The organism is Pelagibacterium halotolerans (assembly GCF_044811015.1).
In the GTDB taxonomy this organism is placed as follows: domain Bacteria; phylum Pseudomonadota; class Alphaproteobacteria; order Rhizobiales; family Devosiaceae; genus Pelagibacterium; species Pelagibacterium halotolerans_A.
The window spans coordinates 657620-678575 of sequence record NZ_CP085243.1; the positions used below are offsets into that span (position 1 = coordinate 657620).

The 20956-nt window shown below is 60.8% G+C and carries 22 protein-coding genes and 3 tRNA genes; 15 read left to right on the forward strand and 10 right to left on the reverse strand.

Annotated features, from left to right (window positions below; all coding sequences use genetic code 11):
• Window positions 1–11: 11 nt before the first annotated feature.
• On the forward strand, window positions 12–443 hold the full coding sequence (gene arfB / locus LG281_RS03205) for an alternative ribosome rescue aminoacyl-tRNA hydrolase ArfB (protein WP_404404298.1): 432 nt from the start codon (window positions 12–14) through the stop codon (window positions 441–443).
• A gap of 77 nt (window positions 444–520) precedes the next feature.
• Window positions 521–955, forward strand: a complete 435-nt coding sequence (locus tag LG281_RS03210) for a universal stress protein (protein ID WP_404404300.1) — start codon at window positions 521–523, stop codon at window positions 953–955.
• 3 nt (window positions 956–958) lie between these two features.
• Here the strand turns inward: LG281_RS03210 and LG281_RS03215 are convergent, their stop codons facing one another.
• Entirely contained in the window at window positions 959–1453 is a 495-nt protein-coding gene (locus tag LG281_RS03215; protein ID WP_404404302.1) for a DUF192 domain-containing protein, read from the reverse strand.
• 66 nt (window positions 1454–1519) lie between these two features.
• Window positions 1520–2140 (reverse strand): cold-shock protein, encoded by a 621-nt coding sequence (locus tag LG281_RS03220; RefSeq protein WP_404404305.1) that lies wholly within the window; start codon window positions 2138–2140, stop codon window positions 1520–1522.
• Between the two features lie 269 nt (window positions 2141–2409).
• Here LG281_RS03220 and LG281_RS03225 point away from each other — a divergent pair, with 269 nt between their 5' ends.
• The 5 genes from LG281_RS03225 (at window position 2410) to LG281_RS03245 (ending at window position 5217) form a co-directional block, all read left to right on the forward strand.
• Entirely contained in the window at window positions 2410–2829 is a 420-nt protein-coding gene (locus tag LG281_RS03225) for a VOC family protein (protein ID WP_404404307.1), read from the forward strand.
• Window positions 2830–2941: 112 nt separating this feature from the next.
• The gene (locus tag LG281_RS03230) at window positions 2942–3403 is read left to right on the forward strand and encodes a YcbK family protein (RefSeq protein ID WP_404404309.1); all 462 of its coding nucleotides are present in this window, start codon (window positions 2942–2944) and stop codon (window positions 3401–3403) included.
• Window positions 3404–3472: 69 nt separating this feature from the next.
• Window positions 3473–3548: transfer RNA gene (locus LG281_RS03235), tRNA-Glu, on the forward strand.
• A 98-nt stretch (window positions 3549–3646) separates the two neighbouring features.
• Window positions 3647–3721 (forward strand) — tRNA-Glu (locus tag LG281_RS03240).
• 101 nt (window positions 3722–3822) lie between these two features.
• The gene (locus LG281_RS03245) at window positions 3823–5217 is read left to right on the forward strand and encodes a dipeptidase (protein WP_404404311.1); all 1395 of its coding nucleotides are present in this window, start codon (window positions 3823–3825) and stop codon (window positions 5215–5217) included.
• Here the strand turns inward: LG281_RS03245 and LG281_RS03250 are convergent.
• Window positions 5214–5603 carry an STAS/SEC14 domain-containing protein gene (locus tag LG281_RS03250; protein WP_404404313.1) on the reverse strand — a complete coding sequence of 130 codons (390 nt, stop codon included), beginning with the start codon at window positions 5601–5603 and terminating at the stop codon, window positions 5214–5216. The genes LG281_RS03245 and LG281_RS03250 overlap by 4 nt on opposite strands.
• Before the next feature lie 168 nt (window positions 5604–5771).
• Between LG281_RS03250 and LG281_RS03255 the strand changes: the two genes are divergently transcribed.
• Window positions 5772–6518 carry an SDR family NAD(P)-dependent oxidoreductase gene (locus LG281_RS03255; RefSeq protein ID WP_404404315.1) on the forward strand — a complete coding sequence of 249 codons (747 nt, stop codon included), beginning with the start codon at window positions 5772–5774 and terminating at the stop codon, window positions 6516–6518.
• Between the two features lies 1 nt (window position 6519).
• Here LG281_RS03255 and recJ read toward each other — a convergent pair whose 3' ends face one another.
• Window positions 6520–8319 (reverse strand): single-stranded-DNA-specific exonuclease RecJ, encoded by a 1800-nt coding sequence (gene recJ, locus LG281_RS03260; protein ID WP_404404317.1) that lies wholly within the window; start codon window positions 8317–8319, stop codon window positions 6520–6522.
• Between the two features lie 115 nt (window positions 8320–8434).
• On the opposite strand from recJ, the gene LG281_RS03265 reads away from it, so the two are divergent.
• Window positions 8435–8968 (forward strand): hypothetical protein, encoded by a 534-nt coding sequence (locus LG281_RS03265; RefSeq protein WP_404404319.1) that lies wholly within the window; start codon window positions 8435–8437, stop codon window positions 8966–8968.
• 15 nt (window positions 8969–8983) lie between these two features.
• On the opposite strand, the gene glpX is transcribed toward LG281_RS03265, so the two are convergent.
• The 4 genes from glpX to argC all read right to left on the reverse strand — a co-directional run bounded on the left by glpX (window position 8984) and on the right by argC (window position 14072).
• Window positions 8984–9958: a class II fructose-bisphosphatase gene (gene glpX / locus LG281_RS03270; protein WP_404404321.1), complete on the reverse strand. Its 975-nt coding sequence runs from the start codon at window positions 9956–9958 to the stop codon at window positions 8984–8986.
• Window positions 9958–11304: a homoserine dehydrogenase gene (locus LG281_RS03275; RefSeq protein WP_404406605.1), complete on the reverse strand. Its 1347-nt coding sequence runs from the start codon at window positions 11302–11304 to the stop codon at window positions 9958–9960. Before LG281_RS03275 ends, glpX begins: the two co-directional genes overlap by 1 nt.
• Window positions 11305–11625: 321 nt before the next feature.
• Window positions 11626–12840, reverse strand: coding sequence for an LL-diaminopimelate aminotransferase (locus tag LG281_RS03280; RefSeq protein ID WP_404404322.1), 1215 nt, complete (start codon window positions 12838–12840; stop codon window positions 11626–11628).
• A 179-nt stretch (window positions 12841–13019) separates the two neighbouring features.
• Entirely contained in the window at window positions 13020–14072 is a 1053-nt protein-coding gene (gene argC, locus LG281_RS03285) for an N-acetyl-gamma-glutamyl-phosphate reductase (RefSeq protein ID WP_404404324.1), read from the reverse strand.
• Window positions 14073–14280: 208 nt separating this feature from the next.
• Between argC and LG281_RS03290 the strand changes: the two genes are divergently transcribed.
• Window positions 14281–15567, forward strand: a complete 1287-nt coding sequence (locus LG281_RS03290; protein WP_404404326.1) for a glycosyltransferase — start codon at window positions 14281–14283, stop codon at window positions 15565–15567.
• Between the two features lie 474 nt (window positions 15568–16041).
• On the opposite strand, the gene LG281_RS03295 is transcribed toward LG281_RS03290, so the two are convergent.
• Window positions 16042–16332 carry a putative quinol monooxygenase gene (locus LG281_RS03295; protein ID WP_404404328.1) on the reverse strand — a complete coding sequence of 97 codons (291 nt, stop codon included), beginning with the start codon at window positions 16330–16332 and terminating at the stop codon, window positions 16042–16044.
• A gap of 120 nt (window positions 16333–16452) precedes the next feature.
• Window positions 16453–16875: a nucleoside-diphosphate kinase gene (gene ndk / locus LG281_RS03300; RefSeq protein WP_404404330.1), complete on the reverse strand. Its 423-nt coding sequence runs from the start codon at window positions 16873–16875 to the stop codon at window positions 16453–16455.
• Between the two features lie 169 nt (window positions 16876–17044).
• Here ndk and LG281_RS03305 point away from each other — a divergent pair, with 169 nt between their 5' ends.
• The 5 genes from LG281_RS03305 (at window position 17045) to LG281_RS03325 (ending at window position 20934) form a co-directional block, all read left to right on the forward strand.
• Window positions 17045–18934, forward strand: coding sequence for an ABC-F family ATP-binding cassette domain-containing protein (locus LG281_RS03305; protein ID WP_404404332.1), 1890 nt, complete (start codon window positions 17045–17047; stop codon window positions 18932–18934).
• A gap of 67 nt (window positions 18935–19001) precedes the next feature.
• A tRNA-OTHER gene (locus tag LG281_RS03310) sits at window positions 19002–19076 on the forward strand.
• Between the two features lie 92 nt (window positions 19077–19168).
• On the forward strand, window positions 19169–20038 hold the full coding sequence (locus LG281_RS03315; RefSeq protein WP_404404334.1) for a DUF4344 domain-containing metallopeptidase: 870 nt from the start codon (window positions 19169–19171) through the stop codon (window positions 20036–20038).
• A gap of 22 nt (window positions 20039–20060) precedes the next feature.
• On the forward strand, window positions 20061–20480 hold the full coding sequence (locus LG281_RS03320; RefSeq protein ID WP_404404336.1) for a cupin domain-containing protein: 420 nt from the start codon (window positions 20061–20063) through the stop codon (window positions 20478–20480).
• A 4-nt stretch (window positions 20481–20484) separates the two neighbouring features.
• Window positions 20485–20934, forward strand: a complete 450-nt coding sequence (locus LG281_RS03325; RefSeq protein ID WP_404404338.1) for a GNAT family acetyltransferase — start codon at window positions 20485–20487, stop codon at window positions 20932–20934.
• Window positions 20935–20956 lie beyond the last annotated feature (22 nt).

Genomic DNA, 20956 nt, shown 5'->3' on the forward strand with positions numbered 1-20956 from the left:
GAGCCGGCGGGATGACCGGACGCTACCGCATTACCGATACACTTTGGCTTGATCCGTCTGAACTCAGCTTTACTTTTGTTCGCGCATCGGGGCCCGGCGGGCAAAACGTCAACAAGGTTGCTACGGCAGCGCAGTTGCGGTTCGACCTTTCCGGTTCCCCCGCCCTGCCCCAAGCTGTCAAGGCGCGCGCAGCCAAGATCGCCGGCGCGCGACTGACGACGCAGGGCGAAATCGTCATCACCGCGTCGACCCATCGTACGCAAGAGCGCAATCGCGAAGACGCCGTAGATCGACTCATTACCCTTTTGCGTCGTGCGGCCACTCCACCGAAAAAACGCGTCCCTACGCGCCCGTCACTTTCCGCCAAACGGAAAAGAACCGATGCCAAAACCCGGCGCGGCGTCATCAAAAAGTTGCGGGGAACCAAGCCCCCTATCGAGTGATGCTCCCATTTGATTTCGGTCAATATGCAACGGGATGTCAGCGATTAGCATTTGCCTGACAACGGGGAGAGTATCGAATGTATAAGCATATACTTATTGCGACAGATGGCTCCGAACTCGCCGATAAGGGGCTTCAGCAAGGCTTGTCCCTCGCCAAGGCCGTGGGCGCAAAAGCATTAATTGTCAGCATTACCGATGTCTGGTCTTCAGGGATGATCGCCGCCGCTTCGCCGGCAACGATCGCCGACTACGAAGCGGCGATGAATGCCTCAGTCGAGCAAATCCTTAAAGACGCGGCTGTCGCGGCCAAGGACGCGGGGGTTCCATACGAAACCAAGCATATACAGAACCGCTATCCCGCCGATGCGATCGTCGAGACCGCTCAGGATATGGGGTGCGACCTTATCGTGATGTCGTCCCACGGGCGCCGGGGTATCCGCAAAATGCTGCTCGGCAGTCAGACGAGCGAAGTGCTCGCGTCAACTACGATGCCGGTCCTTGTGGTCCGGTAAACACTACTCAGCAGTAGCGCGGGGATGCTCGAGGGTATCCCCTGCTTCGATCCCCAGCTCGGCGGCGCGACCGCCGGGTATTTCGAGAACGAACCGAACCGGCTCTCCAGAGGGAATCGGTGTCCGGTCGTGCGGGATGGCATTAGCATGCACGCGCACGATCTCGCCATTAGCGCGGGCGAAGATCATATCGAGCGGGATGAACGTATTTTCCATCCAGAACGATGCGGGGCGTTCGGCAAGGAAATCAAAGAGCATACCCGCGTTCGGCGCGAGTTCCTGCCGGAACATCAACCCCCGTGCCCGTGCGGCATCCGTGTCGACGACTTCGACCTTGAAAGCGTGCGTGGCTTCGCCGGTATGAATGAGCACGGTATCTTCGGAGGCTTGCGCGGAGGTTTGCGTCACGATCCAGCCGATACCGGCCGCTACAATGAGCGCTGCCACAACGAACGCGAAAATCTTACGGCGGCTCGGGACTGACATGGCCGTGGTCATTACTCTCTCGGCATATAGGGCATTCGGCACTGCACTGCCACGCCTTCCGACTCAAACAAGCAAACGTTAGTGAGACGACGGCCCTTCGCCCCAACCGTCGGGGCGGATTTCGGCGACCATGAGGCCTTTGGGGCCATCGCCATAGCGCGCGAGGACCATCTGACCGGGCCGCAATTCGGTAAAGCCGAACCGGCGCAACGTCTCCATGTGAATGAAGATATCTGGATGCCCTTCTCCGGCGCTCAGAAAGCCGAAGCCACGGACGCGGTTGAACCATTTGACTTCCAGCCGCTCAAGCTTGGAGGTCGGCTCGACATGGACGTGAGTCCGTGCCGCCGGCATCTGCGCGGGGTGACGCGCGGTCGATTCGTCCATGGATACAATGCGGAAAGCCTGCAACCCGCCAGGCCGGTTGAGAGCTTCGACCACGATGCGGGCGCCTTCATACGCAGTCTGATAGCCGTCGCGACGCAGACATGTCACGTGCAACAGGACGTCAGCGCCACCCTGATCGGGAATGATAAAACCAAATCCTTTACCGGCATCGAACCATTTGATGGTGCCGGCAACCTCGATAACGTCCAGCTCGGCGCCCGCGTGAGACCGTTCCGTGTTGTGCTCGGTACCGTCCTCACGGTGCGAATCGACTCGCCCCTGCCCCGTGCTGGATGCGTCCTTTACCCCCATCGTCCACGCCTCTGCCACTTCCGGCCCCGCAACGCGGGTACTTACAAACAACTAACCAGTGGCACTTTGGCCGATTCAATGGAAAAAGTTAAGGACCATTCATAATTTTGTTTCCATTCATTAACCACTCTTTGAGCGACCCCTGCAATTGGCGCGAGCGGTATCCCTCTGTTAGAAAGGCATCGCATCTGCGACATGGGGCCTGTTAACACTTGTAGACAGGCTCGAGCGGACAGCCGATCTTGATCTCCAATCGGAGGCACACTGCCGTGAAATATCTGCACACAATGGTCCGCGTGACCGACATCGAAGAGAGCCTGCGCTTTTATTGCGAGGGCTTGGGGCTGGTCGAATCCCGACGGATCGACAACGAAAAAGGGCGGTTCACGCTGATCTTCCTCAACGCCCCAGGCCAGGAGGAAGCACAGGTTGAACTAACCTATAACTGGGATCCGGAAACCTATACCGGTGGACGCAATTTCGGCCATCTCGCCTACCGGGTCGAAGATATTTACAAGCTCTGCCAGCATCTTGCGGATATGGGCTACACCATCCACAGGCCACCGCGTGACGGGCACATGGCGTTCGTCAAGTCGCCAGACGGGATTTCGGTCGAGCTGTTACAGGAAGGCGACAGGCTTCCTCCGGCAGAGCCTTGGGTGTCCATGGAAAATACCGGCACCTGGTAAAAGCACTTAAGGTGCTCTTAACCACATTGGTTGACCGGCGGTTAGGTAACCGCCGGTATTTTTATGCGCATTGTTTGGACATCCTCCACCGAGGCCCGGGACGCCGGTTTCTATGCGCTTTCTTGCCAGTCTCATCGTTATGCTCGGTCTTTTGGGCGCATGTGTGCCCATGGCCATGTTCGCCTCAGGCAGCGGGCTGGGTTATCGCGGCTTAGATACGGATTGGGGAACCTACGTCTCCCACGACAACGTCAACGCCTTCTGTCTTTCGCCCGCGCTGCGTCTCTTGATCTGGGACATCGAAGGGCATTTCGGCAAAAAGATCGTTATGAACTCGGGCTACCGGACGCCTTGGCACAACGCGTCGGTGGGGGGCGCGAGTTCCTCCTATCACACCAAATGCATGGCGGCAGACATCTACATTCCCGGCGTCGAGAAAGAACGACTCATCGCCTATGCTTTTCGCAATTCGCTAACGGGCGGACTCGGCTGTTATCCCGGGCAGCGTTTCGTCCACATCGATGTTCGCGACCGCAAGGGGCGTTCGACGCCGGTTACCTTTAGTGGCTGTTAAAAAGAGACGATTTTGAATTTGGGGTATTGCGCATCCGTAAAGCCCCCTCTATACAGCCGCTCATCGTTAGCGCCCTTCGTCTAGCGGTCTAGGACGCCGCCCTTTCACGGCGGAAACACGGGTTCGAGTCCCGTAGGGCGCGCCAGCGATTTTCTCCGGCAAATCCGTTCTTCGATTGCCAATCAACGGCAAGGGTTGTAACACTTGCCGAATATATCGGGCTTCGCCCGAACCATATGATCCGCGCCCTTCGTCTAGCGGTCAGGACGCCGCCCTCTCACGGCGGAAACAGGGGTTCGATTCCCCTAGGGCGCGCCATTTTCTTCCCAAGTGAATTTTCCGTACCGTATATCGCCGTGACGATCTTGCGTGATAGTCTGCCATGACCGATCGCTTGTTCTGAACGGAAATTCATAGCCATGGCCGACCCTACCTCTTCGCTCGACGCGGTGCTTGCTCATGTCGATGACCAGATCGATGCAAGCGTCGAGCGGCTTTTCGCGCTTTTACGCATCGCTTCGATTTCGACCGAACCGGCTTATGCCGGGGAATGCCGAAAGGCCGCCGACTGGCTGGCACGGGAGCTCGACGAGCTTGGCTTCGATGCAGACGTCCGGGCGACCGAGGGGCATCCGATGGTTGTTGGGCACCAGAAGGGCAAGGATGCGCCGTCAGTCCTGTTTTATGGGCACTATGACGTGCAGCCGGTCGATCCGCTTTCGCTCTGGGAGAATGAGCCGTTCGACCCGAAGATTCGCGAAGAGAATGGACGCAATGCGATCTTCGCACGTGGCGCGTCGGACGATAAGGGACAGCTTATGACCTTTATCGAGGCATGCCGGGCCTATAAGGCGGTGCGAGGCAGCCTGCCCGTCAACGTGACCGTGCTTTTCGAAGGGGAGGAAGAAGCAGGATCGGCTTCGCTCGGGCCGTTCCTCGATGCAACGGCTGACGAGCTTAAAGCCGATATCGCGCTGGTGTGCGACACCGATATGTGGGACACCGAGACGCCTTCGATCATTACTATGCTGCGAGGGCTCGTAGGCGAAGAAGTGGAAATCACGGCTGCAAACCGGGACCTGCACTCGGGGATGTATGGCGGCGCGGCGCGCAATCCGATCCAGGTCCTAAGCGACATCGTCGCTTCATTGCGCAATCCCGATGGCTCGGTGGCAGTTGCAGGGTTCTATGACGACGTGACCGAGTTGCCGGCGCATGTCGCCGAACAATGGCAGCGTCTGCCCTTCGATGGTGCGGCCTACCTCAGCGATGTGGGACTCAGTATGCCGGCCGGGGAGAGAGGGCGCTCCGTGCTCGAACAGATCACCTCGCGACCAACCTGCGAGATCAACGGGATTACGGGCGGATATACCGGAGATGGGTTCAAGACCGTGATTCCATCCAAAGCGAGCGCGAAAATTTCGTTCCGCCTTGTCGGCAATCAGGACCCAGAGAAAATCCGCGAAGCCTTCCGGGCGCACGTCAGAGCCCGGGTGCCGTCGGACTGCTCGGTGACGTTCGCGTCGCACGGCGCTTCGCCGGCGACGACGATCCCGGCGGATGGTGCGTTCCTCACCAAGGCACTTGCGGCGCTCACGGACGAATGGAACCGCGAGGCGGCGATTGCCGGGTCAGGCGGCTCGATCCCCATTGTGGGGGACTTCAAGCGTAAGTTGGGGATGGATTCGCTCTTGATCGGGTTCGCCCAGACCGATGACCGCATCCATTCGCCGAACGAGAAATACAATCTCGAGAGCTATCACCGCGGTATCCGCTCCTGGGTACGAATCCTTGACAAATTTGCCGAAATCTAGGGCTGGAGCGGTTTGATCTGTACGCTTGAAACGAAATCGAGAGCGGCGGCGCGCTCGGACGGTGTGAAAGCGCGGACCTCGACCTGCGGCATGAGAGCACCCATAGCTTTGGCAACCGCCGTGAGAAAGCCATTCTCGGCGATCAGCGCGAGCTTGCTGAACCGCTCCCAGTCACCGATGTGTTTGATCTCCCAGGTGATGTCGCGTGCCAGGGCGTCTGCACTAACGCCTTTGAGGTCGCTCGCGTCGACCAGGACGCCGACCTCCTCGAAGCGCGCGAGCATGGCATCGGCCTGGGAGGTGAGCCGCTCGACCTCACTGGCCTCAAGCTTGCCTTCTAGCCGTACCACGATCACGTTCTCTGGAATGGCGGTGCGCGAGTCCATTTCCGTCGATCCCCTTCGCGTCTTAAAGACTTGCCGGTGCAACTCTGCCAACGGTTTGCAGGTTCCCGATCCAAACCGCTCACATCGCGGTAGCCGGTCCACATCGGGTCCACTGCCCCGACGAGAGTGCAGAAGACTATGTGTGTCTACGCATTACGAGCATATCGCATGGCTAAAATAGCATGGATCCTGGGCGGCGGCACGGGCATCGGCGCGGCCCTCGCCAAAGAACTCATCGACCGGGGTTGGACCGTCGCTATTTCGGGACGGCGCATGGAACCGTTACGGGATTTGGCCCATAGTTATGGGGCGCGGCCTTACCCGCTCGACGTTACCGATGCAGCGGCGGCGGCTACAGTCACACGGCAGATCGTGGCCGATCTTGGCCGAATCGACCTTATGGTGTTTTCCGTCGCAACCAAAGCGGTGACCAAGACGGCGGTCTATGACCACGCAACGTTCGAAATGGTTATCGATACCAATCTTTTGGGCGCGATGCGCGTCATCGACCCTGTGGTGACGCAAATGCGCGCCCAGGGTGGCGGGGAAATTGCCATAGTCGCTTCGGTTGCGGGCTATTTCGGGTTGCCGCGGTCGGCGGCCTATAGCGCAGGCAAGGCAGCCCTTATTGCGCTGGCACAGACGATGAAGACCGAACTTGCACGGGACGATATTGCCGTGAGGCTGATCTCACCGGGCTTTGTCAGGACGGAGTTTACGGCGCGGAACGCATTCCCGATGCCGTTTCTGATGGAGGCGGATGAGGCAGGGCGACGCATTGCCGATGGGCTTTTGCATTCCCGGCGTTTCGAAATCGCCTTTCCGCTGCGGTTCGTTCTGACGCTCAAGCTCGTGCGGATGCTACCATACCCGATTTTTTTTGCTCTTATGCGCCGATTGCTGCCGAAAGGCTAAGTCAGCCCGAGGCGCCGGGAATCGCGGCGTCGATTACACGCAACTGTACGGTCTCGCGACCCTGGTAGTGGTCGATATTGAGTGTACCGCACAGGTGTAGGCCCTGTCCGTCCTTCGCCTTGAGCAGCGCTTCGCCCAACGGCGTGCCTGCTGCCCGGAAGGCGATGGCCTTGAGCCGGGCTCCATCACCCGAATTCGCGGAGAATCGGACGTGCCCCCCTGCCCCCACGACTTCGGGAAACCGGATCTGATGAGACGGAAAGGCAAAAACCGGATTGGCGTTTCCGGCGCCGAAGGGGCCGGCGCGCTCGACGTCGTGGACGAAATCGGTCGTTGCGCCGCGGGCCGTCAGTGCTGCGTCAATCTTGATCTCGTTGCGTTTTCGGGCGGCTACGACATCTTCTGCCAGCATCTCGTTCATAAAGCTGCGGAACGGCCCCAGCTGACCCGCATCAACGGTGATGCCGGCCGCCATGGCGTGGCCTCCACCCTTACGAATGATCCCGGCATCGACGGCCGCAATGACCGCAGCGCCCAGGTCGACACGCGGCATGGAACGGCCGGAGCCCGTACCGCTCCCATCGCGGCCAAGAGCGATGGCAAAGGCGGGGCGGTCGAAACGTTCACGGAGCCTCGCGGCAACCAGCCCCACGATGCCCTGGTGCCATTCAGGAGATGCCGTAACAAGGACTGGCGGCCCCTCGCCATCGCCAATCTCCATTTCAGCCGTTGCGAAGGCCTGCTCGACGGCTTCGACCTCGATACGTTGGCGTTCGGCGTTGAGCTCGTCCAATCGCGCGGCGATGGTCAGGGCTTCATGTTCGTCATCGCTCGAGAGAAGGCGAGCACCGAGCCCTGCATCGCCGATGCGTCCGCCAGCGTTGATGCGCGGGCCAAGCAGATAGCCCAGATGATAACATCCGACCGGACCGTTGACGCGCGCCGCAATAGCAAGGCTACGCAGGCCGGGGTTGGCGCCCTGGCGCAGGACCTCGAGCCCGCGCGTGACGAAGGCGCGGTTAAGCCCGGTCAGCGGAACCACGTCGCACACCGTTGCAAGGGCGACGAGATCGAGAAACGCCATAAGATCAGGGAGATCCGCGCGACCACGATGGCGCAGAATGCGGTTGGTCGCGACGAGTACCATGAACGTGACACCAGCAGCGCAAAGATAGCCTAGGCCAGAAATGTCGTCAGGTCTGTTTGGATTGACCAAGGCATCGGCAGGTGGCAGATGATCGGCCGCGAGGTGGTGGTCGACAACCAGGACGTCGGCGTCCCTGGCTTTGGCATGGGCGATCGGCCCGTGGCTGGTTGTGCCGCAATCGAGAGTTATGATCAGGCGGGCGCCATGCGCCACGAGATTCTCCATCGCTGCGTCGTTGGGGCCATAACCTTCAAAAATCCGGTCCGGGATGTGAACGAGCGGCGATAGGCCGAAGGCGCGCAGATAGCGTAGCATCAGCGCCACCGAACTGGCTCCATCGACGTCATAATCGCCGAAAAGTGCGATCTTTTCTCCCGCATCGATGGCATCGGCAAGCCGCTCTGCTAGCTTTTCCATATCGGCGAGCGTTGCAGGATCGGGCATGAGGTCGCGCAGCGTGGGCGCGATGAAACTTTGAGCGGATTCTACCGTTATACCTCTGCTGGCAACGATGCGAGCGAGGATTTCGCTCAACTCCGTTTGCTGGCCGATTGCCGCGGCCATACGCACCGCCGCCGGGTCGAGACGGTCAATCCAGGCGCGCCCGGTGACCGATCGGGCAACGTTCAGAAAGGGCTCGATTTCAGGTTTCATATGGAAGTAGACCGATCAGGGTACATAAAGGTACGCCTACTCCTATCGTGGTGATGGCTTGCTCGCAAACCGACAACGCAAGCCATTACCCGATTGCCAGGGGACTAAATTGATTATGAATGCCAAATTCCTTTTTCCCATAGCCGCAATTTCTCTCATCGCCCTCGCCGGGTGCGAGAACCCAACCGATGCACCTGAAATACCCGATCCCGATGCTGGTCCGCCGCCGATCGAATCCGATGCACAACGGGAGACTTCCGCTACCGAACTCGAACCCTCGCAGGACATCGGAGAGAGTGTGCAGGAGATCGAGCAGGAGGCTGCCGAAACCTTCGAGACGATCTTGCAGCAAACCGAGGATGCGGCGAGCCGGACGCGGGATGCGAGCGAAAGCGCGATGGAGTCAATCACAGAGCAGATGGACTCGATGCAGGGCGCACTTGATGAGCAAATCGACTCAATTGTCCAAAGTGTGGAAGAAATCCGCGACGAGAACATGACCGATACTGAAAAGGCCAATGCCGTCGCCAATGCGCGCGCTGCAGCCGAGCAGGCCGCACGGTCCCTCGGCCAGAGCGAGGCCGAGATCGAAGCGGCGGGCGACCGGGCCGAGCGGGCTGCTGCCGAGGTTCTGGACTACGAGCTATAGTAGTCGGCGGCCCGCCTACCGCTGGTGTTCGGCGGTAATCCAGCGAGTTGTCTTGGACCATGAGCGCATGACGACACTGGACGTCACGATCTTGCGCGGCAGAATTTTAACGCCGTTTAGGAGGCTGCCCTTGGTGACGCCGGTGGCGGCGAACAGAACGTCACCATGTGCCATATCTTCAGCCGAGAACTTCGCTTTCGGGTCCGTGATGCCGATCTTTTCCGCCTGTTCGCGCTTGGCCGGCGAATCCAGGATCAGCCGACCTTGCATCTGACCACCGATGCAGCGCATTGCGACGGCGGCGAGAACGCCTTCAGGTGCGCCGCCGGAGCCCATATAGATGTCGATCCCCGTATCGTCGCTGTTGGCTGCGTGGATGACCGCAGCAATATCGCCATCCGGCAAGAGTTTGACCGCGACGCCTATCTCGCGCAGTTCGGCCAGAAGGTTCGCATGGCGCGGACGGTCGAGGACGCAAGCGACGATGTCCGTCATCGGTACGCCTTTGGCCTTGGCCAAGGCCTCTATGTTCTCACGCGGAGAGTTGTCCAGATCCACGACGCCTTCGGGGTAACCTGGGCCGATGGCAAGTTTTTCCATATAGGCGTCGGGCATATGCAGAAGGCCACCACGCTCGGCGAAAGCGAGCACGCTGAGCGCATCGGGCAGATCCTTGGCGCAGCCGGTTACGCCTTCGAGCGGGTCGACAGCGACGTCGATTTCCAAGCCCTTGCCCGTTCCAACCGCCTCATCGAGCCCCAGCTTTTCCGAACCCCGCACCTCGCCAATGACGATCCTGCCCTTGAAAGCGATCCTGCTGAGCGCTTCGTGCATGGCTTCGACGGCAGCCTGGTCAGCGCGCATCTCATCGCCCTTACCGCGCCAGCCGGCGGCCGCGATTGCGGCGCGCTCGGTGATCCGGGCGATCTCGAGCGTCAGATTGCGATCGACGATTTCGGTTTCAGGCGCTTGAGTTTTGGATTTCGGCATTAGAACTCCTCGATGCGGATGAGCTGCGGCTGACCCACGATAAATCCATCCTTGTCGATCCGCGCCAGGGCATCCCGCACGGCACTTTCAATCGTCTCATGCGTGATCAACACTACGGTCCGGCTCGATTCGGGCTCGACGCCAGGTTCTGTAGCGTGCAAATCCGGACGCTGGATAACACTTTCAAGCGAAATGTTGCTCTCTCCCATGCGTGTCGCGATCGCCGCGAGGGCGCCGGGCACGTCTTTGGCGTTGAGCCTAATATAGTATCCGCCCTCGTGCACGCGCATCGGTGCGCGCTCGCATTTGGCGAGCTCCGCCGAAGGGACACCGAGCGGCGGTACACGCGTGCCACGGGCGATGTCGAGGATATCGCTGAGAACCGATGCGGCAGTCGCCTGTCCACCCGCGCCGGGGCCTGCAAGGAGCAGTTCCTGGACATGATTGGTTTCGAGCGCGATGGCGTTGAGCACACCATCCACACCCGCAATCGAGCTTTTGGCCGGTACCAGCGTGGGGTGGACACGCTGCTCGATGCCGTCGGGCGTCTGGCGGGCCATACCCAAAAGCTTGATCTTGTAGCCGAGGTCGGCGGCGACCTTGATATCGGCCTGGGTGATGCGGGATATACCTTCTACGAAGACCTGATCTGCGGCGATTTCGGTTTCAAAACAGAGGGTTGTGAGGATCGCCAGCTTGTGGGCGGTATCGAAGCCCTCGATGTCAAAGGTTGGATCGGCCTCGGCGTAGCCCAACTCCTGCGCGTCCTTCAGGCAGGACTCGAAGTCGATACCCTCATTGCCCATGCGGGTGAGGATATAGTTGCACGTGCCGTTCATAATGCCGTAGACGCGCGTGATCGCGGCGGAACCCAGGCCCTCGCGCAAGGTCTTGATGACCGGGATCCCCCCAGCAACCGCGGCCTCAAAGCCAAGTTGGGCTTCGTGCTTTTCGGCCATGTGGGCGAGCGCTACGCCGTGCCGGGCAAGGAGCGCCTTGTTGGCCGTGACGACCGGGCAGCCGCGCTCGAGGGCGGCGGTGATCGCGGCGTAGGCGGGGCCGTCCTCGCCACCGATCAGTTCGACGAAAAGGTCGATATCTTCGGACTTTGCGAGTGCGACAGGGTCGTCGTACCAGTCGATATTGGAGATATCGATGCCGCGATCGCGCGAGCGCGAGCGGGCGGAGACCGCTGAAACGATCAATGGACGGCCGAGTTTCTTGGCAATCGCGGCGCCATCCTCTTCGAGGATGCGGATCAGCGCGGCGCCGACGGTGCCGAGCCCGGCGATGCCGATGCGGATGGGACGCGAGGTATCCTGGGCGTTTGCGGCGAATTCCTTCATGGCCCTAGCGATGCGCTGGCGCGTGTCAGTGCGCGGCTCCCGGCCCTCGCGAAGATCGAAGACAAAGAGCGGATCGCCGGCGATTTCACGCCCGAACCGGGTGGGTGTCCAGCCATAATTGGCGATGAAGGCTTCGACGGACTGCTTGAAACTGGCAAGATCGTTCATGGTGCACGCAAGGCTTTTTCAGTGTGCGTGCACCACTATAGGATTTAGCCTATTGGTCAACCCTTGAGGTGCTTTTCAAACCGCCGGCGATGGCGACAATGGAACCATCGTGGGGCCCACGATGAGCATCGTCGCCATCCTATAGGGCTGCCCCTATTTGCTCTGGAACGAAACGACGTTGCCGTGGCTGGCGCCGCCGGCCATGAACTTCTTGATCGCGCGGGCCGCCTGACGGATGCGCTGTTCGTTCTCGACGAAGGCCAGGCGGACGTAGTGATCGCCATATTCGCCGAAGCCGACACCCGGAGCGACGGCGACGCCGGTCTCCTTGATGAGGAGCTTGGCGAATTCGAGCGAGCCAAGATGCGCGAACTGATCGGGGATGGGCGCCCAGGCGAACATGGTGGCCGCCGGGGACGGAATGTGCCAGCCGGCGCGGGCGAAGCTTTCGACCATCACGTCGCGGCGGTGCTTGTAGATATTGCGGACTTCCTCGATGCAGCTGTCGTCGCCGTTGAGGGCTGCTGCGGCGGCGACCTGGATCGGGGTGAAGGCGCCGTAGTCGAGATACGACTTTACCCGCGCAAGCGCGGCGATCAGGCGTTCATTGCCGACGGCGAAGCCCATGCGCCAGCCGGGCATGGAGAAGGTTTTCGACATCGAGGTGAATTCGACGGCGATGTCCATGGCGCCGGGCACTTCGAAGATCGAATGGGGCGGCTCGTCCTCGAAATAGATCTCGGCATAGGCCAGATCGGAGAGGATGAAGATGTCGTTGGCGCGGCAGTAGTCCACGACCTCCTTGTAGAAGTCGAGGCTCGCGACATAGGCCGTGGGGTTGGCCGGGTAGTTGAGGATGAGCGCGATCGGCTTGGGGATCGAATGGCGCACGGCTCTATCGAGCGAGCGCAGGAAATCCTCGTTGGGATCGGCGGGCATGGAGCGCACGACGCCGCCGGACATGATGAAGCCGAAGGAATGGATCGGATAGGTCGGATTGGGGACCAGCACCACGTCGCCCGGCGCGGTGATGGCCTGCGCCATATTGGCGAAGCCTTCCTTGGACCCGAGGGTGGCGACGACCTGGGTGTCGGGATTGAGCTTTACGCCGAAGCGGCGGCCGTAATAGGAGGCTTGGGCTTTCCTCAGCCCGGGAATGCCGCGGGAGGTCGAATAGCGGTGGGTGCGCGGGTTCTTGACCGTTTCCTTGAGCTTTTCGACGATGTGCTCGGGGGTGGGCAGGTCGGGATTGCCCATCCCGAGGTCGATGATGTCGACCCCGTCGGCGCGCGCCTTGGCCTTGATCGGGTTGATGTGCTCGAACACATAGGGCGGCAGGCGGCGGATGCGATGAAATTCTTCGCTCATACTATCCTCATTGGGCCAACAATGGCCCGTTCCTAGCCCCCAGCTGCGGCACAAGTGTGGTGGCCGCGCATAAAGGGCATTGTGGGTTCATTATGGTATCGAAAGTCTAAACGGAGCAATGCGCCGAAGGTCGGGCGCCGGCGCGCCGTGGTCTTTACCGGCCCTGCCCCTATTTCCCGTTATGGGAAAAGCGGCAGAGCCTCGATAGCGGTTGCCTCGTCGTAGCCAAAGGCGACGTTGAAGTTCTGCAAGGCCTGACCGGCGCTGCCCTTCACGAGGTTGTCCAAAGCACCGATGACGATGGCGCGGCCGGGAATGCGGTCGTCGAAAACGTTGATCACGACAAAGTTCGAGCCGCGCACATGACCGGTCGAGGGAATGACACCCTTATCGGCGACGCGAATGAAGGGCTCACCGGCATAGGCCTCGCGCAGCCCGTCGCGGAGCGCGTCTGCATTTTTGGCGGTGCCGAGCTTGACGTGGGCCGTGATCAACTCCCCACGGCTCATGGGGATGAGGTGCGGCGTGAAGTTGACGGCGACCTTTGTACCCGCAGCAAGACCGATTTCCTGCTCGATCTCGGGCGCATGACGGTGCGTGCCGACGCCATACGGCGTCAGGCTTTCGCCAGCCTCGGCCATCAGCGTGTTCTGCTTCAATCCCCTGCCCGCACCCGTGACGCCGGATTTGGCGTCGATGATCATATCCTCGGTCAAGACCGCGCCCGACTTGACGAGCGGAAGCAGCGAAAGGAGCGCCGCCGTGGGGTAGCAGCCTGGGCACGCGACGATGCGGGCGGACCGAATCGCGTCGCGGTTATGCTCGGTGAGCCCGTAGGCCGTGACCTTCTGCAGGTCGGGCGCCACGTGTTCAGCGCCGTAAACCGTTGTATATTCGGCAGGATTGCGAAACCGGAAGTCAGCCCCCATATCAATGATACGGATGGCGTCGTTTTGCGCTATGATGGACGATACGAGCGCCTGAGAGGTGCCATGCGGGAGGCCACAGAACACCACATCGATGCCGGAGAAATCCACGTCCTCATTGGCGACAAGGTCTGGAAGCCCGGCATTGGCCAGGTGCGGAAAGACGGCCGCCATGGGTTTTCCCGCGTGCGTGTTGGCCGTAAGCGCAACGAATTCAAGGCCAGGATGACGGACGCCAAGGCGCAGCAGATCGGCTCCGGTGTAACCGGAAGCACCGAGCAGCGCAGCTTTCTTTGGCGTATGCATCTGACTTGCCCTCATCAAGGGATTGTGTAAATGAAACAAGTGCGAGGGGCCGTCTTACTTCCGCGCTACGGCAATGTAAATGGCCCTCTATGCGTACGGTTTTTTGGGTCGCGTGTTCGAACCGAAAAAGTGGTAACCACTTTTTCTGAACACGCTCCAGAGCGACAAAGCGAATCCGCCGCGCATGGACCGGTGATGTGAGGTATCGATGACAAAGCGCATTGCGATGGCCACGCTGGGCACGCAAGGTGACATTCAGCCCTATGTTGCACTCGCACGCGCGCTCAGGGAGCGCGGATATTCCGTGGTTTTAGGAACCACGGACGATTTCGAGGCGATGATCACGGGCTATGGCATCGAATTCTGGAGCCTCGGCTCCTCAATGCAGGAATTCGTCAAGCAGGCGCAGTTTGACAAGGCCATGAACAAGAGCCTTCTCGTCAATGCGCCGGGGCTCTTGCGGCAAGGCCAGCGAATCGTCGACCGCGCGGCGCGCGAAGCCTGGGACATGTGCCAGGGCGCGGACTGCATCATCCTCAACATGAATACGAGCTTCACGATCGACATCGCCGAAGCGCTGGATATCCCCTCGATCGTTGCGGCGCTGCAGCCGCTCAATTCGACCAGCGAATTCCCGCTGTGCATCTATTATGGCCCGTCGTTCGGACGGACGATCAACAAGCTCACCTATTCGACGATGACGGTGCAGCAGATCTACTACAACCTGCCGCGCAACAAGCTGCGGCGCGAGCTGATGGGACTCGAACCGCGCAAGAATGGCGGGTTCTTCAAGGACACCGACGGTACGCCGCTGTGGACGCTCAACGCCTATTCCGAGCTCGTCTCCCCGCGCCCGCGCGACTGGCCCAAGACGTCGGTTGTGACGGGCTACTGGATGCTGCCCGACAATACCGGGTGGGAGCCGTCCGAAGAGTTCAAGGCGTTTCTCGCCAAGGGCGAAAAGCCGATCTATGTGGGGTTCGGCTCGATGCCCTTCGGGGCCGACCGGAACACCGATATTTTGCGCGAAGCCGTTGCGCTTTGGGGTGGCCGGGTGGTTGTCGGGCGTGGCTGGGGCGGGATCAAGCCGGACGAGCTTTCGCCCGAGCATGTCTATGTGATCGACCGGGCGCCGCACGATCAGTTGTTCAAATACGTCAAGGGCGTGGTGCATCATGGCGGCGCCGGCACGACAGCGGCGGGGCTGCATCTGGGACGCCCGACATTCGTGGTGCCGCAAATGGTGGATCAGCCTTATTGGGGCCGCCGGGTTTATGAACTCGGCTGCGGGCCCAAGCCCGTGCGCCGCCGCAAGCTGACCCCCGCGCTTCTTGCGGATGCCCTGCACGACCTCAATACCAATGCGGATTATGCCCGGAACGCCGAAAAGCTGGGTGCCGAACTGCGCGCCGAGGACGGCACCGGCAATGCGATCAAGGTAATCGAGCGGGTGATGGCGAATTATCGCAGCCGGAGCGAGCGGAAGCGGGCTTAGATTTGAGGCAATCGCCTACGACCTCGGCTTTCGCCAAATACCCCTCCTAACGAGCCCTTCCAACTGAGGGCGCTTGCCCCTTATATCGCACTCGCCGTGCCACGTCCTCGCCGTTCGAGGCCCGCTATCGCGGGCACCTCAGGATGAGGACTACTGATTCTGCACATGATTGAGATGGTTGCACGCCTACCCCACTCCGCCGTCATCCTCGCGCTTGACGCGAGGACCCGCACGCTCGAAGCGGCCCGAGCAGGAGTCGGGCGCGCGCTTGCCCTCACACAGTGCGCGCCCGACATCTGTTGTGCAACGTGGCTGCGTTGCGGGTCCTCGCGTCAAGCGCGAGGATGACCGTGTGGGAGAGGGGGTAGGTGCAGTGCGTCCAGCAATGCCGCATCCGCACAGGACAATTTGCTTCAAGCGATTGCCCTGACTGCGCGCTGTCCTGTTCGTGCGTACCGTCGAGCGCAGGCGCCACTAAAACCCTTCAGGCTCCGCGTCATACACGCGGAGCGAGCGGTCGCTGATGCCGATCTCGTCCCAACGGGCGCGCCAACGGGCTATGTGCTCGGTTTTCAAATGACGGGATAGAGCTTCGCGGTTTTCCCAGCGCTCGCTGACCCTGATGAGTGTCGGATCGAGTAGGTCGATTGCGTAGGCATAGTCGATGCAGCCGGCTTCGGCGCGGCTCGCGTTGATCATGGCTTCCATATCGGAACGGGCCGATTGCAGGTCCCGAACTCTGATGGTGCCTTCGACGACGATCATGGGTGCGCCTCCCTATAGTGCGTTCAGTGAACAAAAAGGCCGCCCCGGATGAGGCGGCCTTGATTTTGTGCCTTGTGCAAGCGCTTCCCGGCGCTCGCCGCAGGCTCGCGCGTTCGGCATTCACCCAACGATTTCGTCGTCGGAAAAGAAGAACTTGATCTCTTCGGCGGCGGTTTCAGCGGCATCCGAGCCGTGGACGGAGTTTTCGCCGATCGAGAGGGCGAATTCCTTGCGGATGGTGCCCGGAGCAGCTTCGGCGGGGTTGGTGGCGCCCATGACTTCGCGGTTTTTCGCAATGGCGTCTTCGCCTTCGAGGACCTGGACGACGACCGGGCCGGAGATCATGAAATCAACCAGTTCGCCGAAGAAGGGGCGTTCCTTGTGGACCGCGTAGAAGCCCTCGGCCTGCTCGCGGGTCATGCGGATGCGCTTTTGAGCGACGACGCGCAGACCGGCGTCTTCGAACTTGGCAATGATCTTGCCGGTGAGGTTGCGCGCGGTGGCGTCAGGCTTGATGATCGAGAAGGTGCGCTGGATGGCCATGGGGCTTCTTGTCCTTGGAGTTGGCGATAAACGGAAAGTGGCGCCTTTTAGCTTCCCTCTTTGGCGGTTGCAAGACACGCGACGGTTGCCAAAGCGCCTGTGCCGCCTTATGTCGCGGGGGCGCGGCACTGCATCGGTGCGCCCTGCCCTCATTCTTTTTGTTTGTCCCATGCTCACGATCACGAACCTGCATTACAAGATCCAGGGCCGTCCCCTGTTCGAAGGCGCCTCGGTGACGTTGCCGACGGGCGCGAAGGCCGGGTTCGTGGGTAAGAACGGGTCGGGCAAGACGACGCTGTTTGGGCTTATTCAGGGGCAGTTGGCGCCCGAGCAGGGCACGATCGAAGTGCACAGGCGCGCGCGGATCGGGGCGGTGGCGCAGGAGGCGCCGGCGTCCGATATGAGCGTGCTCGATATGGTGCTGTCGGCCGATACCGAGCGGACGGCGCTTCTGGCCGAGGCCGAGACGGCAAGCGATCCGCATCGGATCGCGGACATTCATACGCGGCTCGCCGATATCGACGCCCATACCGCGGAGGCACGGGCGAGCGCGGTTCTGCGGGGACTCGGGTTTTCGCTCGAAAAGCAGCACGCGCCCTGCCGGGAGCTTTCGGGCGGCTGGCGGATGCGGATTTCGCTGGCGGGGGTGCTGTTCACAAAGCCCGACCTGTTGTTGCTCGACGAGCCGACGAACTATCTCGATCTCGAAGGGACGTTGTGGCTGGAAAAGTATCTCGCCACCTACCCCTATACGGTCTTCATGATCAGCCACGACCGGGACCTGCTCAACAAGGCCGTGGATTCGATTATCCATCTCGAGCGGGGCAAGCTTACGTTCTACAAGGGCGCCTACGATACGTTCGAGGAAACGCGCCGGATGCAGATGGAGCTCAACAACAAGGCGCGGGAAAAGACGCTCGCCCAGATCGAGCATATGCAGAAATATGTCGACCGGTTCCGCTACAAGGCGAACAAGGCCAAACAAGCGCAGAGCCGGTTGAAGGCGATTGCGAAACTCAGGCCGCCCGAGGCGCTGTTCGACGAATATGCGGCGCCGTTCAGCTTCCAGCAGCCGCAGAAGCCGCCCGCGACGCCGATGATCACGTTCGACAACGTGGCGGTGGGGTATGGCGATACGGTGGTGCTCAGGGGGATTACCAACCGGATCGATCCCGATGACCGGATCGCGCTTGTCGGCGTCAACGGCAATGGCAAATCGACATTCGCGAAGCTGATCGCGGGGGATCTGAGGCCCATGGACGGGCGGATGCAGAAGGCCAAGACGCTAGATGTGGCGTTCTTCGCCCAGCATCAGCTCGACAAACTGAAGCCCGAGCAGACGCCGTACGAGCATGTCATCGACCTTATGCCACTCGAATCGGAGGCCAAGCGGCGCTCGCGGGTGGCGCAGATGGGGCTTTCGACCTCACGGATGGACACCAAGGCCAAGGACCTTTCGGGCGGCGAGCGGGCGCGGCTTCTGATGGGGCTCATCACGTTCAACGGACCGGGGATGCTGATCCTCGACGAGCCGACGAACCATCTCGATATCGACAGCCGCGATGCGCTGGTGCATGCGCTCAACGACTATAAGGGGGCGGTGCTGATCATTTCGCACGACCGGCATCTGGTGGAGGCGACCTGCGACAAGCTGTGGATCGCAGAGGGCGGAACGATCTCGGTCTTTGACGACGATCTGGACGGATATCAAAAGAGCCTCGTTGGCAATTCGGGGAACGGGTCCTCGGGTGGCGGAGGTTCGGCATCCGAGCGCAAGCGCGAACGGCAGGAGGCCGCAGCGCGGCGGGCGGAATTAGCGCCGTTACGCAAGGAAATCAAACAGATCGAGCAGAAACTTGAATGGAAGCGGAAGGATCTCGACAAGATCGATTCCGAGCTTTCGAACCCCGCGCTCTATACCGGAGACCCGGACCGCGCGATCGCGCTGGGGATCGACAAGTCCAAACTCGAGACCGTGATCGGCGAGCTCGAGGAGCGTTGGCTGGAGAAAAGTGCCGCCTATGAGGAGGCGCAAGCCGAGGGTTCGGATGCGCGGTAACCATTACTGCCTCATTTTTGCCATTATGGCTTGACGCTCACAACTCCGTGATTAGAGTTTGATCCGCGGCCAGATGGCGGAATGTTTACGCGACGGGTGTGCAAACTCGTTTATCCTGGTTCAAGTCCAGGTCTGGCCTCCAATTTTCCTCCCTGTTCACGCCGTGGGAGTTGACGCCCCGCCCGAGTTCGGGCTTTTCTTTTCACTTATGATCAGCCGATGTGAGCGGGACGCATGCGTACGGTATCGAGTTTGATTTTTGCCGGCCTGACGGCTGTGGCGCCTGTTGGCGATGGCTTTACGCAGGACCTCACGAACGCGCAACGCGAGGCGGCGATCGAATTTACCCTCAACAACAGCCGGCACGTGCTCCTGCACGAAATCGGACACCTTTTTGTCGACCAATTGAAGCTTCCTGTACTCGGACGAGAGGAGGACGCCGTCGACACCATGGCGACGCTGGTCATCCTCAACGAGCAACCAGAAGCCGCGCACCAGATTCTGGTCGACACGGTCGATGGCTGGCTCTATTCGGAAAAGACGCGGCCGGTGCGCGGATATACCAACGCCGATTTCTACGGCATGCACAGCCTCGATATCCAACGCTCATTCGCCATCGCGTGCCTGATGGTGGGGAGCGACTACGAGACCTATTCGACCTATGCCACGCGGATCGGCATGCCGATCGACCGGCAGAAGAGTTGCGAGGAGGACCACGAGGTCGCCGAGTTCGGCTGGCAGCAGGTGCTCGCGCCGCATACGCGCAAGGATGTGTTCGGGGCGAATGTGGCGGTCGAATACCGTTCGGACGAGCGGACCTACCGGGATATCGCGGCAATCCTGCGCGAATCGGGCGTGCTTGAAGAGGCGGCGGACTGGGTCACCAAGAACTACGTCCTGCCCCGGCCCGTCCGGATCACCGCAGAGGTTTGCGGCGAGGCGAACGCGTTTTACGTGCCGGACGAGCGGCGCGTGATCCTGTGCTACGAATGGGCCGACTCGTTTTATTCCATGTTCGTCGAGGAGATCATGCCCATCCGCGAGCACTTCGCGATGATGAAGGACCTCAAGCTCGAAAAGCTCAGCGCGCTTGGGGGGCGTTGATCCCCTGCCCGGCTTGTCGCACATGACCGCGCAAGAGGTTATCGATCTCCTCGGCCTCGAACGCCATCCGGAAGGCGGGTGGTTCGGGGAGACGTTCAGGGATCCCGATCCGGTCGAGGGCCGCGCGCATTCGACGGCGATCTATTATCTGCTTGCGGAGGGCGAGATTTCGGCCTGGCATCGCGTGGATGCGGTCGAGGTCTGGCACTTTTACGGCGGCGCCCCGCTTGCGCTCTCCATCGCGCCGGAAGCCGGGCCTGCGGAGCGGCACATCCTGGGGATGGATCTGGACGCGGGAGAACGGCCGCAGATCGTGGTCCCACGACATTACTGGCAGAGCGCCAGGAGCCTCGGCGCGTGGACGCTGGTCGGGTGCACGGTGGCACCGGGGTTTGAATTTTCGGGCTTCGAGATGGCGCCGGAGGGCTGGGAGCCGGAATGAGATCATGGATGCAATACTAACCGACCCAAAGGTCATGCATATTCGCGCTTTTGCCCGGAGCGATACCGAGGTTGTTATCCAGCTATGGGAGACTTGTGGTCTCACGCGCCCATGGAACGATCCGCGCAAGGACATCGAACGCAAACTTTTGGTTCAACCCGAACTGTTCGTCGTGGGCGAGCTCGATTCGCACATCGTAGCGAGCGCTATGGGCGGCTACGACGGTCACCGGGGGCATGTTTACTATCTCGCCGTCGCACCTGACCAATCAGGCAAGGGCCTTGGCCGCGCCCTGATGACGCATCTCGAAACAGAATTCGTAAGCATGGGCTGTCCAAAGACGAATGTCTTCGTGCGCGCAGACAACACAGTCGCCGCCGGCTTTTATGAAAAGCTCGGATTTGTCCGTGAGACCTCCCCGGCTTATGGACACCGGCTGATTTCCGACGTGTGAGCCGATACACCGCAATCCCGGC